The 13,733-nt window shown below is 65.0% G+C and carries 12 protein-coding genes; 3 read left to right on the top strand and 9 right to left on the bottom strand.

Annotated elements, in window-relative coordinates:
- From BM059_RS24095 to BM059_RS24085, 3 genes are all read left to right on the top strand, one after another.
- Positions 1-820: OprD family outer membrane porin (locus tag BM059_RS24095; protein WP_139220785.1), on the top strand; the 820-nt coding region annotated here is incomplete at its 5' end.
- A gap of 106 nt (positions 821-926) precedes the next feature.
- Positions 927-2,858 carry a methyl-accepting chemotaxis protein gene (locus BM059_RS24090; protein ID WP_074941626.1) on the top strand — a complete coding sequence of 644 codons (1,932 nt, stop codon included), beginning with the start codon at positions 927-929 and terminating at the stop codon, positions 2,856-2,858.
- A gap of 243 nt (positions 2,859-3,101) precedes the next feature.
- The gene (locus BM059_RS24085) at positions 3,102-4,796 is read left to right on the top strand and encodes an FAD-dependent oxidoreductase (protein ID WP_074941625.1); all 1,695 of its coding nucleotides are present in this window, start codon (positions 3,102-3,104) and stop codon (positions 4,794-4,796) included.
- 81 nt (positions 4,797-4,877) lie between these two features.
- On the opposite strand, the gene pcaC is transcribed toward BM059_RS24085, so the two are convergent.
- From pcaC to zapE, 9 genes are all read right to left on the bottom strand, one after another.
- Complete coding sequence (gene pcaC, locus BM059_RS24080; protein ID WP_037000617.1) at positions 4,878-5,273, bottom strand: 4-carboxymuconolactone decarboxylase; 396 nt, start codon at positions 5,271-5,273, stop codon at positions 4,878-4,880.
- Positions 5,274-5,375: 102 nt separating this feature from the next.
- Positions 5,376-6,164: a 3-oxoadipate enol-lactonase gene (gene pcaD, locus BM059_RS24075; RefSeq protein WP_074941624.1), complete on the bottom strand. Its 789-nt coding sequence runs from the start codon at positions 6,162-6,164 to the stop codon at positions 5,376-5,378.
- 9 nt (positions 6,165-6,173) lie between these two features.
- Positions 6,174-7,526, bottom strand: coding sequence for a 3-carboxy-cis,cis-muconate cycloisomerase (locus tag BM059_RS24070; RefSeq protein WP_074941623.1), 1,353 nt, complete (start codon positions 7,524-7,526; stop codon positions 6,174-6,176).
- A 169-nt stretch (positions 7,527-7,695) separates the two neighbouring features.
- Entirely contained in the window at positions 7,696-8,901 is a 1,206-nt protein-coding gene (gene pcaF, locus BM059_RS24065; protein ID WP_074941622.1) for a 3-oxoadipyl-CoA thiolase, read from the bottom strand.
- Positions 8,898-9,680 (bottom strand): CoA-transferase subunit beta, encoded by a 783-nt coding sequence (locus BM059_RS24060; RefSeq protein ID WP_074941621.1) that lies wholly within the window; start codon positions 9,678-9,680, stop codon positions 8,898-8,900. Before BM059_RS24060 ends, pcaF begins: the two co-directional genes overlap by 4 nt.
- Entirely contained in the window at positions 9,680-10,531 is an 852-nt protein-coding gene (locus BM059_RS24055) for a CoA transferase subunit A (protein ID WP_074941620.1), read from the bottom strand. The genes BM059_RS24060 and BM059_RS24055 overlap by 1 nt, the downstream gene beginning before the upstream one ends.
- A 131-nt stretch (positions 10,532-10,662) precedes the next feature.
- The gene (locus BM059_RS24050; protein WP_074941619.1) at positions 10,663-11,508 is read right to left on the bottom strand and encodes an IclR family transcriptional regulator; all 846 of its coding nucleotides are present in this window, start codon (positions 11,506-11,508) and stop codon (positions 10,663-10,665) included.
- 237 nt (positions 11,509-11,745) lie between these two features.
- Positions 11,746-12,693, bottom strand: coding sequence for an AEC family transporter (locus tag BM059_RS24045; RefSeq protein WP_074941618.1), 948 nt, complete (start codon positions 12,691-12,693; stop codon positions 11,746-11,748).
- The gene (gene zapE, locus BM059_RS24040) at positions 12,687-13,730 is read right to left on the bottom strand and encodes a cell division protein ZapE (RefSeq protein ID WP_083413320.1); all 1,044 of its coding nucleotides are present in this window, start codon (positions 13,728-13,730) and stop codon (positions 12,687-12,689) included. The genes BM059_RS24045 and zapE overlap by 7 nt, the downstream gene beginning before the upstream one ends.
- Positions 13,731-13,733: the final 3 nt, after the last annotated feature.

Raw genomic sequence — 13,733 nt, 5'->3', positions numbered from 1 at the left:
GCTGCCGATCCTGCGTGCTGACGATGGCCGTTCGCTGCCGCAAACCTTCCAGGGTGCGCAGGTCACGTCCAATGAAATCGACGGCCTGACTCTGTACGGCGGCCAGTTCTGGAAGAACAGCCAGCGTAACGACGCCAGCCGTGAAGAGATGTCCTTCGGTGGCGTAGAGGGTGATGACTTCAACTTCGGCGGTGGTGAATACCGCTTCAACGGCAACAACACCATGGTCGGCGTCTGGCACGCGCGCCTGGAAGACGTCTACAAGCAGAGCTACGTGCAACTGACCCACAGCCAACCGGTTGGCGACTGGGTGCTGGGCGCCAACCTCGGCTACGTCAACGGCAAGGAAGAAGGTGCGGCCAAGGCCGGCAAGCTGGACAACAAGGTTTACCAGGGCGCACTCACCGCCAAGACGGGCAACAACAGCTTCACAGTGGCCTACCAACGTCTGAGCGGCGATACCAAGTTCATGCGTATCGACGGCGCCAGCGGCGGCACCCTGGTCAACGACGGTTTCACCAACAGCTACGACAACCCGGAAGAACGTTCCTGGCAGGTGCGTCATGACTACAACTTCGCCGGCCTCGGCATTCCGGGCCTGACCCTGATGAACCGTTACGTCAGCGGCTCCAACATCCACACCGGCGGGCGTACCGATGCCGAAGAATGGGGCCGCGAATCCGAGCTGGCCTACACCATTCAGGAAGGCACCCTGAAGAACCTCAGCGTGCGCTGGCGCAACTCCAATGTGCGCCGCGACGTCGGTACCGATCTGCACGAGAACCGTCTGATCATCAACTACCCGCTGTCGATTCTGTAAGCCCCACGCGTCATCGCTGCACAAGTGACTCCTAGTGTTACGGCACGTTCAGCCCGTCCTCGTGACGGGCTTTTTTTTGATGTGCAACTGTTCGAGGTAGTAACCCATGCGCTGGATTATCGAACGCAGCGCCGACCTCAAGGTCGGGCACAAACTCCTGCTGGGCTTCTCGCTGGTCATGCTCCTGACCGTGGCTGTAGGGCTGGGTGGCTGGCGCACCGCCAGTGACATCCTCGGGCATGCCGGACAATCGCTCCAGGTGGCAGATCTCAAGCAGCAGATTCTGCAACTCCGTGTACAGGAAAAGGACTACCTGCTGGCGCCACTGGCCAGCCATGCGGCTGCTATCGCCGATCAGCATGCACGTATCGCTGCACAACTGACCGATCTGCACGCCAATACCGAGCAGCGACAGCTGCTGCAGGGCAACGACGCTTATCTGCAGCAATTCGCCCAACTGAAAGCCACGCAGTCTCAAGCAGGCACGGCACAGACCGGGATGGCGATACGCGCCGATGAAGCACTGATCCAGTTCGAGATGGTCACTCAGGACCAGTTCAGCCTGATTCGCGATCAACTGTTCGATGGCGAAATGGCGACGCAGAGCAGTCTTGACCAGGCCGAAACGGCAGCACGCCTGAGCCAGACGCTCTTGCAACTGCGCCTGGCGGAAAGTCAGTTCATCCGCAGCGGCACAAGCGCCGATGCCGACTTCTGGCAAACACGCTTCGCGACCATGACCGAGGCGGCGCAGCAACTGCGCACGCAACTGGCGGCCCTGCAGCAGGCATCCCTGGACGAGGCACTGCGTGCACTCGACAGCTACCGCGAATCCTTCGAGCACTATCGTCAGAGCCGCGAGGCTGAACAGCAGAGTCGCAGGCAACTGGCTGACCTGGCGCAAGGCATGCTGCAGCAAGGCAGCGACCTGCAGCAGTACCAACAACAGGCCATGCATGAAAGCAACCGCATGTCCCTGCAGGCCCTTGCCCTGCTTACCGCCGCCGCGCTGCTGCTGGCCTTGCTCGCTAGTTGGCTGATTCGCCGCCTGATCGTCGGGCCGTTGCAACACTGCCTGCTGCTGGCGCAACAGGTTGCAGCCGGCGACCTCAGTGGTTCTCGCACCGCCACACGACGTGATGAGGTTGGCCAGCTTCTCGGAGCGCTGCAGAGCATGCGCGACCACCTGCGCGAATTGATCGAGCAGATCGGCGGCAGCGCAACGCAGATTGCCGCAGCAGCGGAACAGCTCTCGGCCGTCAGCGAACAGACCCGCGCCGGCGTGCGTGAGCAGAGCGAGGAATCCAACCAGACAGCCGGCGCCATGCAGCAGATGGTCGCCAGCGTGCAACAGGTGGCAGGTGACGCCGAGCATGCCTCACAGGCCGCGCAACAGGCAGAGCAGCAAACCCGTGACGGCGATCGCCAGGTACGTCAGGTGGTCGAGCAGATCGAGCGCCTGGCCACCGAAGTGGCGCATACCGGCCAGACCGTTGGCCAGGTACAAGGCGAGAGCCAACGCATCGGCAGCGTGCTGGATGTGATCAAGTCCATCGCCGAGCAGACCAACCTGCTGGCGCTCAACGCCGCCATCGAGGCGGCGCGCGCCGGTGAACAAGGTCGCGGTTTCGCCGTGGTCGCCGATGAAGTACGCGCCCTGGCGCGCCGTACTCAGGATTCGACCCGCGAGATCGAAGCACTGATTGCCAGCCTGCAGAACCGCGTGCAGCAGGCCGTCGCCCAGACCCAGGCCAGCCAGAACCTGAGCCAGGAAGCCGTAAGCAGCGTCGAGCTGGCTGGCCAGAGCCTGACGCATATCAATCAGGCGGTTGCGCTGATCGAGCAGATGAACCAGCAGATCGCCAGTGCTGCCGAACAGCAGAGCGCAGTCGCCATGGAAATCAACCACAGCCTGGACAACGTGCGCAGCATCGGCGAGCAGAGCGCCAGTGCCACCGAGCAGACCGCGCTTTCGAGCGCCGAGCTGGCCAGACTGGGCGATGAATTGCAGCTGCGCATCGGCCGCTTTCGAACCTAAGGCCTGGAACTGGCCCTGGTCATCCCAGCCGTAGGGTGGACAACGCGCAGCTTGTCCACCCTACGGCTCATGAGCAAGACGCAATCGCTGCGCTTTCGCGGATTGCATCCGGCTACACCGACAATAATTGACCGCTAACCGCACGACTTCCCGGACGAATCATCCGACAGTGCTTGGCGCCTCGACAGTCGCCACATAAAATTCGGAACCAAGTTCCAATAAATAACAAGCGCGGAGATTGTCATGCCCAATGCCCCACTCGACTGCGACCTGCTGGTGGTCGGTTCCGGCGCGGCCGGACTGGCCGCAGCCATTAGCGCTGCACACCTGGGCAAACGGGTGATCCTGGTGGAGAAGGACGCGGTGCTGGGTGGTGCGACCGCCTGGTCCGGCGGCTGGCTGTGGGCGCCGCGCAACCCGCTGGCCCAGCGCGCTGGCATCGTCGAAGACATCGAGCAGCCACGCACCTACCTGCGCAACGAGCTGGGCGAGCATTATCGCCCCGAGCTGGTGGACGCCTTTCTGCAGAACTGCCCGGACATGGTGGCCTTCTTCGAACAGCACACCGCGCTACAGTTCGTCGACGGCAACGGCATCCCCGACATGCACGGTGACACGCCCGGCGCTGCCACCGGCGGTCATCAGGTCATCGCCGCGCCCTACGATGGCCGCGAGGTGCTCGACCTGTTGCCGCGCTTACGCAAGACCATGCGCGAGACGTCCTTCATGGGTATGCCGATCATGGCCGGTGCCGATCTCGCCGCCTTCCTCAACATGACCCGTTCACCCAAGGCGCTGCTGCACGTCATCCGGCGCTTCGCCACGCACCTCTATCACCTGGCTCGCTATGGTCGCGCCATGCACCTGGTCAATGGTGTGGCGCTGGTCGCCCGCCTGGCCCGCTCGGCGCAGGACCTGGGCGTGCAGATGCTGGAGTCCACGCCCGCGCAGCGCCTGATCGTCGAGAACGGCAGCGTATGCGGCGCCGTGGTGCTGCATGCCGGCGAGGAAAAGACTATCCGCGCCAAGGCCGTCGTGCTCGCGGCAGGCGGCTTCCCCAACGATCCGGCACGGCGCAAGGCGATGTTCCCGCGTGATGCCAGCGGCCACGATAACCTCGCCCTGCCGCCGCTCAGTTGCTCCGGCGACGGCCTGCGCCTGGGCGAATCCGCTGGTGGACGCGTGGCCGACGACCTGCGCTCGCCGGTGGCCTGGGCGCCAGTGTCGAAAGTGCCCTACGCCGACGGCAACGTCGGCCACTTCCCGCACATCATCGACCGCGGCAAGCCCGGCATCATCGGCGTGCTGCAAGACGGCCGGCGCTTCGTCAACGAGGCGGGCGGTTACTACGATTACGTCGACGCCATGCTCAAGGCCATTCCCGAGGATCAGGAAGCCTGCTCCTGGCTGATCTGCGACCACCGTTTCCAACGCCGTTATGGCCTGGGCTTCGCCCGCCCGGCACCGGTGCCGCTGTGGCCACATATCCGCAATGGCTACCTCAAGCGTGGCGCGAGCCTGGAAAAGCTGGCGCAGGCTTGTGGTATCGACCCAAGCGGACTGGTCGCCACGGTCAGCACCTTCAACGAACATGCACGCAACGGTGAAGACCCGCTGTTCGGCCGCGGCAGTACGCCCTTCAACCGCCGCAGCGGCGATGCGCAACACGACGGCCCTAACCCTTGCGTAGCACCCATCGAGCACGGGCCGTTCTATGCCGTGAAGGTACAACCGGGGTGCTTCGGCACCTTCGCCGGGCTGCGCACCGACGGCCAAGCACGAGTACTGAACAGCGACGACCAGCCCATACCGGGGCTCTACGCAGCCGGCACCGATATGGCCAGCCCCCTGGGCGGACACTACCCGTCGGGCGGCATCAACATTGGGCCAGCGCTGACCTTCGGCTACATCGCCGGGCGCCACGCGGCCACGATCTGACATCCTGCGGCCACGGATGGCAGGCATAAAAAAGCGCCGCCCGGATGCGTGGTCCGGGCAGCGCTCCATTGCTCGCGGCGATCAGTCCTGCAACGACTCCACACCCAGCTCGTCCCACACCGCCTCGGCCAGGTGGAAGGTGGCGTTGGCCGCCGGGATGCCACAGTAGATGGCGCTCTGCATGATCACTTCCTTGATCTCGTCGCGGCTCACCCCGTTGTTCTTCGCCGCACGCAGATGCAGCTTCAGCTCACCCTCGCGGTTCATGCCGATCAGCATGGCGATGGTGATCAGGCTGCGGGTGTGACGTGGCAGGCCAGGGCGCGTCCAGATATCGCCCCAGGCATGGCGGGTGATCATCTCCTGGAACTCTTCGTTGAACGGCGTCAGGCTCTGCAGGCTGCGGTCGACGTGGGCGTCACCGAGCACCGCGCGGCGCACCTGCATGCCAGCTTCGTAGCGTTGTTTTTCGTCCATAGCATTACTCCGAAAAAAGAAGCGGTGCGCACGACCTAGGCGGCCCCACACGCCCTACGGCGTGCGTGGAACCGTAGGGTGCGCCAGCGCACCATGACAGGTTCAGGAGCGCAGGAAATCCAGCACGCGCTGGCTGAACTCATCGCCTGCTTGCACGTTGGACAGGTGCGCAGCATGGAACGCCACCAGCTCGGCACCAGCGATGCGCGCCTGCATGAAGCGGCCATCTTCGACGGTGGTAACCGGGTCGCCACTGCCGCAGACGATCAGCGTCGGGGCAATGATGCTGCCGAGCTGCTCACGGTAATCGGCATCGCGTACCGCCGCACAATTGGCCGCATACCCTTCGGGCGAGGTCTGCGCCAGCATGCCGACGATGGGCTCGACCTTGCCAGGCTCGGCCTCGGCGAAATCGGCGGTGAACCAGCGCGAGATCGACGCATCGCGTAAACCGCGCATGGCCTGTTCGCCCTCAGCCAGCACCATCTCGATGCGCGGGTTCCACACCTCGGGCGTACCGATCTTGGCGGCGGTGTTGCACAGCACCAGGCGCTCGATGCGCTCGGGCGCGTTGATGCCCAGCCACTGGCCGATCAGGCCGCCCATGGACAGGCCGCAGAAATGCGCCTTGGCGATGCCCAGGGCATCGAGCAGGGCCAGCACGTCGCGGCCGTTCTGTTCGATGCTGTACGGGCCGTCGGTCACCAGCGAGGCGCCATGGCCACGGGTGTCGTAGCGCAGCACCTGGAAGTGCTGGGTGAAGGCTTCAATCTGTGCATCCCACATGTGCAGGTCGGTGCCCAGCGAGTTGGACAGCACCAGCACCGGCGCACCGGCCGGGCCTTCCAATAGATAGTTCAGGTCGCCATCGGCGAGACGTACGGCAGGCATGGAGAGCTCCTAACGCGACAATTGGTTGTGTTCGGCAACGGCCCGCTCGACCCAACGGCGAGCCTGGCCCAGGTAATGCGCCGCATCGAGCAGGCGATCCAGCTCGGCAGCAGAGAGTTGTGCGCTGACCTCGGCGTTGGCGCCGAGCACGGCACGCAGGTGGGCGCCCTCGCGCACCGCCTGTTTGCAGCATTGTTCGATCAAGTGATGGGCCGCATCGCGACCGATCTTCTGCGCCAGGGCGATGCTCACCGCCTCGGCCAGCACCAGCCCCTGGGTCAGCTCAAGGTTGGCGCGCATACGTGCGGCATCCACCTCCAGCCCCGGCACCACTAGCAGCGCCTGCTGCAGAGCGCCGGAGACCAGGCAGCACAGCTCCGGCAGGGTGTCCCACTCGGCGTGCCACAGACCAAGGCTGCGCTCGTGCTCCTGCGGCATGGCGCTGAACATCGTTGCCACTAGGCCCGGCGCGCGCGTGGCAGCGCCGATCAGCACCGCTGCGCTGACCGGATTACGCTTGTGTGGCATGGTCGACGAACCGCCTTTGCCCGGCGCCGACGGCTCGAAGACTTCACCGGCTTCGGTCTGCATCAGTAGGCTGAGGTCGCGACCCAGCTTGCCCAGGCTGCCGGCGATCATACCCAGCAGGCTGGCGAATTCCACCAGACGATCACGCTGGGTGTGCCAGGGCTGCTCGGGCAGGGTCAGTTCCAACTCCTGCGCCAGTGCACCGCTGACCGACCAGCCGGTATCATCGAGCGCCGCCAGGCTGCCGGAAGCGCCGCCGAACTGCAGGCTCAGCAGGCGCGGCTTGATCTCGCTCAGGCGCTGGCGATGGCGGGTCACAGCACCGAGCACACCGGCCAGCTTCATGCCGAGGGTGACCGGCGTGGCCTGTTGCAGCCAGGTACGCCCAGCCAGCGGGGTGTCGATATGGCGTTCGGCCTGCGCCGCCAGGGCATCGGCCAGCTGCGCCAGATCGCTTTCCAGCAGGCCAATGGCGGCGCGCAGTTGCAGCACCAGGCCGCTGTCCATGGCGTCCTGGCTGGTGGCGCCGAGGTGCACATAACGTTCGGCTTCCGGGTCAGTGGCGGAGATGCGCTTGCCCAGCGCCTTGACCAGCGGGATGGCGGAATTACCCGCCGTGGCGATGGCCTGGGCCAGCGCCGGATAGTCGTAGAGTTCTGCCTTGCAGGCGGCCTCGATAGGCGCCACGGCCTCGGCGGGGATCAGCCCCACGCGCGCCTCGGCCCGCGCCAGGGCGGCCTCGAAATCGAGCATGCCCTGCACTCGCCCGACGTCGCAGAAGATCGCGCGCATGGCCGGCGCGGTGAAGTAGGCATCGAAGAGTTGGTTGCTCACGAGCGTAACGCTCCTGGGAAAAATGTACGGCTAGTGTGGCATCAACCGGCGCACCGTCACGAGCTCCGTAGAAGGTAGGGAGGATCCGGACCGTAGGGTGGGCTTCAGCCCACCAATAGCCGTAGTGGACATGGTGGGCTGAAGCCCACCCTACAGTGTTCGACAGGCCTCACACCCGCTCGATGGCCAGCGCCAGGCCCTGGCCGACGCCCACGCACATGGTCGCCAGGCCGAGTTTGCTGCCGGTCTTTTCCAGGTGATGCACGGCGGTCAGTACCAGGCGGTTACCGCTCATGCCCAGGGGGTGGCCGAGGGCGATGGCGCCGCCGTTCGGATTGACCTTGGCGCTGTCGTCCGGCAGACCGAGGTCGCGGGTGACAGCCAGGCCCTGGGCCGCGAATGCTTCGTTCAGCTCAATCACGTCGAAGGCCTGAATGTCGAGGTTCAGCCGCGCCAGCAGCTTGCGCACTGCCGGCACCGGGCCGACACCCATGATGCGCGGGGCGACGCCGCCGCTGGCCATGCCCAGCACCTTGGCGCGAGCCTTGAGACCATATTTCTGCACTGCTTCGGCAGAGGCCAGGATCATCGCAGACGCGCCGTCGTTGAGGCCCGAGGCGTTGCCGGCGGTAACGGTCTTGCCTTCGCCATTGACCGGTTTGAGCTTGGCCAAACCTTCGGCGCTGGTATCGGCACGCGGGTGCTCGTCACGGTCGACGACGATCTCGCCCTTCTTGGTCTTGATCACCACCGGGACGATTTCCTCGGCGTAGTAGCCGCTCTCCTGAGCCGCCGCTGCACGCTGCTGGCTGCGCAGGCCGAAAGCGTCCTGATCGGCGCGACTGACGCCGTAGTCTGTGGCGACGTTATCACCGGTGACCGGCATCGGGTCGACGCCGTACTGCTCTTTCATCGCTGGGTTGACGAAGCGCCAGCCCAGGGTGGTGTCTTCCAGCTTCTGGCCACGGCCAAAGGCGCTGTCGGCCTTGCCCATGACGTAAGGCGCGCGGGTCATCGACTCGACACCGGCAGCGATGGCCAGCTCCATCTCACCCGAGGCGATGGCGCGGAAGGCTGCGCCCACCGCTTCCATACCCGAGGCGCACAGGCGATTGAGGGTCACGCCCGGCACGGTTTCCGGCAGGCCGGCGAGCAGCAGCGCCATGCGCGCCACGTTGCGGTTGTCTTCGCCGGACTGGTTCGCGCAGCCCATGAAAACCTCATCGACCGCCGACCAGTCGACCTGCGGGTTACGCTCGATGAGCGCCTTGAGCGGAATTGCCGCCAGGTCGTCGGCACGCACCGCCGACAGCGCGCCATTGAGACGGCCAATCGGCGTGCGAATTGCGTCGCAGATGAAAACGTCGCGGCTCATTCCTCACCTCCGGCCTGGCCGTGGGCAGCGGCGGTACGCGCTTCCAGGTCACGCAGGGCAGCCAGCTCCTCGACTTTCGGCGCCTCGGTGGTGGTCACGTTGTCGGCGAAACGGATCTGCCAGCCGGTGTTCTCGATCACCTGCTCGCGGGTCACACCTGGGTGCATCGAGGTGACGATGAACTCGTTGCTGCCGGCTTCCGGCTCCATGATGCACAGGTCGGTGATGATCGCCACCGGGCCGTCGCCCGGCAGGCCCAGACGCTTGCGGTGATCACCGCCTTCGCCATGGCCGACCGAGGTGATGAACGCCAGCTTGTCGACGAAGGTGCGATGGCCCTGCTTGAGGATGATCAGCACTTTCTTGGCGCTGCCGGCAATCTCCGGCGCGCCACCGGCACCTGGCAGGCGCACTTTCGGGTTGTGATAGTCACCGATCACGGTGGTGTTGATGTTGCCGTACTTGTCGACCTGCGCGGCGCCGAGGAAGCCGACATCGATACGCCCGCCCTGCAGCCAGTAGCGGAAGATCTCGCCGGTCGGCACCACGGTGTCAGCGGTTTCGGCCAGTTCGCCGTCACCGATGGACAGCGGCAGTACGCTCGGCTTGGCGCCGATGGGGCCGGATTCATAGATCAGCACCACTTCCGGCGCATGGGTCAGGCGCGCCAGGTTGGCGGCCTTGGACGGCAAACCGATGCCGACGAAGCAGACGCTGCCATTGCCGAGGCGGCGCGCGGCGGCCACGGTCATCATTTCATTGGTGTTGAACGCGCTCATCACTTGGCCTCCCCATTCACTTTCGCCTGGTACTGCGCAAAATCCTCGGTGCCACGGATGTATTCATCGATCCAGGCGGTGAAGGTGTCGCGGTCGCGGGCAATCGGGTCCCAGGCCTGGTAGAAGCGGTTGTCACGCTCGTAGTAACCATGGGCGTAGGACGGATGGGCGCCACCGGGCACCACGCAGACCGCGCTGATGGCCCAGGTCGGCAGCACGCAGGCATTCATCGGCGCCTGCAGGTCGTCGACGATTTCTTCGACGGTGACGATGCAACGCTTGGCCGCCAGGGCGGCTTCCTTCTGCACGCCGAGGATGCCCTGGATCAGCACGTTGCCCTTGCGGTCGGCCTTCTGCGCGTGGATCACGGTGACGTCCGGGCGCACGCTCGGAATCGCCGCCAGCTTCTCGCCGCTGAACGGGCAGTCGATGAACTTGATGTCCGGGTTGACCTTGACCAGGTCGGAGCCCTGATAGCCGCGCAGCACGGCGAACGGCAGATTGGAAGCGCCGGCCACGTAGGCGTTGGCCATAGCGGCGTGACTGTGCTCGCTGATTTCCAGCTTGTGCGGCCAGTGCTTCTCGACCGCGTCGCGCAGGCGGTGCAGCGAGCCGACACCGGGGTTGCCGCCCCAGGAGAAGGTCAGCTTGCGCGCGCAACCAGCGCCGATCAGCAGGTCATAGACCAGGTCCGGGGTCATGCGCACCAGGTGCAGGTCTTTCTTGCCCTGGCGGATGATCTCGTGGGCAGCGGCAGTGGGAATCAGGTGGGTGAAGCCTTCGAGGGCGACGCAATCGCCGTCCTGGACATGGCGCGAAATGGCGTCGCGCAGCGTGATGATGTCGGCCATCGTATTGTTCTCGTCAGGTTGCAGGCGCCACCGAAGCGAGCGCGGTGGATACCTGCCACATTAAAAACTGACCCTGACGAGAACAATCCGATAATCGCCATAGCGGGCGATTATCGAACACCTTCGAACGCCTACACCGCGCGGAACAACTGCCCACTCAACTCTCGACTGGCCGACAGCATCAACGGCAGATAACGCTTTTCCAACTCAGCGACCGGCACACGACCAGCGTGGGTGCTGATGTTCATCGCTGCCAGCACGTGGCCAGCCGAGTCGTACACCGGCACCGCCAGCGAGCGCAGGCCCTGCTCCAGTTCTTGGTCGACGATGCACCAGCCCTGGTGGCGTACGCGCTGCAAGCACTCCCACAACGCCTCGGGGGTGTGCAGGGTACGGCTGGTCTTGGGTTGCATCTCGGCATGGGCCAGGTAGTCCTGCAACTGATCGTCATCCAGTGCGGCGAGCAGGATGCGGCCCATCGAGGTGCAGTAGGCCGGCAGGCGGCTGCCGACGCTCAGGTCCACCGAGATCAGCCGCTGCGGAATCGCCGAACGCGCCAGGTAGAGCACCTGCTCGCCTTCCAACGTGGCCAGGTTACAGGCCTCGTGTAGTTGCTCGCTGAGGCGGTCGAGGAACGGCTGCGCGGATACCGCCAGCGGTGTCGAGGACAGGTAGGCGTGGCCCAGAGTGAGGACCTTGGGTAGCAGCGAATAGGTGCGCCCGTCGGTAGTCACGTAACCCAGCTTCATCAGGCTGTAGAGACAGCGGCGCACGGCAGCACGAGGAATCTCGGTGCGGTGACTGATCTGCGCTATGGTCAGGTGGCGCTTGCGCTCCTGGAAGGCGTTGATCACCGCCAGGCCACGCGCCAGGGAGGTCATGAAGTTGGGGTCGCCAGCGAATTCCTCGATGCGCTTGGCCGGCGACACGTAGGGCGGCGGAGCAAGACTGGTAAGCGGCGGACGGGATTCGCTCATGATGCCTCCGAAACAGGATGGACAGCGCCTGGCGATTATCGAACCACCGTGCGGTAATCGCAAACATGCTGAGCAACATAGCGAACGACACTTGTGTAGCCCGGATGCAATCCGCGGCCGTCGTGTCAGTCATTCCCGGATTTCATCCGGGCTACGAGGCTCAATACCCTTGCTGCCGCCAAACCCCGGCCATTACGGTCAGGTACCCCTCAGGGTGCGGGCGGGGCTAGCCACTGCTTACGCGAGCAGCCCGCGGAATTCGATGAAGCCGATCAGCGCACTGATAGTGAAGAACGCAAGTACGGTCGCCCCGACCAGCGCCGCCGCACAACGCTCCTCGAGGCCGAAGCGCTGCCCCATGATCGGGTAGATGCTCAGCATCGGCGCACTGGCGAACAGCACCCCGGCCACCAACATGTGCGGCTCGATACCCGGCATCAGCATCAGTGCGGTGAACACCGCCAGCGGGTGCAACAGCAGCTTGGCCAGGCTGATTTGCGCCACCTCGCGCCACACGCCATTGGCCTTCATGCCGTACAGGGTGCCACCGATCACGAACAGCGCCACCGGCGCCGAGGCACTGGCCAGCATGTCGATGGGGCGACTCAGCAGGGTCGGCAGGTCGATCCCCAGCAACGAGACCGCCAGGCCCAGACTGATACCGATGATGATCGGATGCTTCAGCAGACGCTTGAGGGTTTCACCCAGCACCGCCCACTTGGATTGCGCCTGCTGCTGTCCGCTCTCGGCAAGCATCAGCGCCAGGGGGATCATCAGCAGGTTTTCCACCAGCATGCCCAGGGCCAGCGCCACGGCAGCTTGCTCGCCCAGCACCGTGAGCGCGATCGGGTAACCGATGAAACCGCTGTTGGACACCGACACGCCCAGGGCCATGATCGCGCTGCGCGACACGCCCTGTCGGCGCAACCAGAAGGCCACGGCAAAACCGATGGCGAAGATCGTCAGCGAGCCCAGGGCGTAGGCGCCCATGTACGGCACATTGAGCACCTCACTCAGCGGTCGCTTGGCCAGGGCGTTGAACACCAGAGAGGGCAAGGCGAAGGTGATGACGAAGGTGCCCATGCCGCGCAGTTGTTCGCGGTTGACCAGACCACCCCGTACCGACACGAAACCCAGACCGATCAGGATGAAAATCGGTGCGGTAATGCTGAGTACGGCTAACACGCGACGCAGTTCTCCACAGAGCTGGACAGTTGCTGCAAACGACTGCGGGTGCGGCTGAAATCGCTGGCGCCGATATCGGCGCACACCTGCTCCAGACTCGACTCGCTGGCGAGCAGCAGGACCACCCCACTGTCGTAGGCAACATCGATGAAGTTGATCACCCGCTGCTGCACATCCAGTGACAGCCGATGCAGCGGCGGAACGTTACTGACGGCGACGCAAGCGAGATGTTCGCACAACCACAGGTAATCCGCGGTCGATGACGGCACCTCGAACAGCGCCGAAAAATCCAGCCAGATCCCCTGCCCGCTTCGCCCCCGTAAGGCGAACGAGCGGCGGTTCAGTTCCAGCTCGCCGCCCTCGCCCGCCACAATCTGCAAGGCGCGGCACAACAAGCTGTCGGCCCGCTCGGCAGGCGCCTGGATGAAGCGCCCCCAATCGTGCCGGGTGTGCTGGCGATAGTCTTCGCCGGCATCCAGTTCGAGTACCTGGCAATGGCGCTGCAGCAACGCGATGAACGGCCTGAAGCGTACATGATAGAGCGGGTTCGGGCACAGCCCGGCCGGTGCGAAATTGGACGTGAACACCAACGCCACTCCTTCACGCAGCAGGCATTCGAGCAGGCGCCCGAGGAGAATGGCGTCGCCGATGTCGTGCACATGGAACTCATCGAAGCACAGCAGGCGCGCTTCCACGGCCAGGTCGGCGGCGACCCGGGCCAGCGGCTCGGGCTGGCCGCTGTAGGCGTTCAGGCGCTGTTGCAGCTCCTGGAGAAAACCGTGCACATGCACCCGGCGCTTGTTCGCCACGGGCGCGGCGGCGAACAGGCAATCCATGACGAAGCTCTTGCCGCGCCCGACACCGCCCCACAGGTAAATACCCGCAGCCGGACGCCGCCAGCGCCGCTTGGGCGCCAGCTGCGCGCCCAGCCAGTCGGCAAGTTGGGCGATGGCCCGCTGCTGGCCGGGGTCGGCGCGAAAGCCCCGAGCCGCCAGCTCGCGGTCGAAGTGACGGCGCACCGCCTCGGCGGGCGCCACCGG

The organism is Ectopseudomonas composti, assembly GCF_900115475.1.
GTDB lineage: Bacteria > Pseudomonadota > Gammaproteobacteria > Pseudomonadales > Pseudomonadaceae > Aquipseudomonas > Aquipseudomonas composti.
The sequence above is the reverse complement of the archived record's forward strand: the minus strand, read 5'-3'. Positions and strand labels throughout refer to the sequence as shown.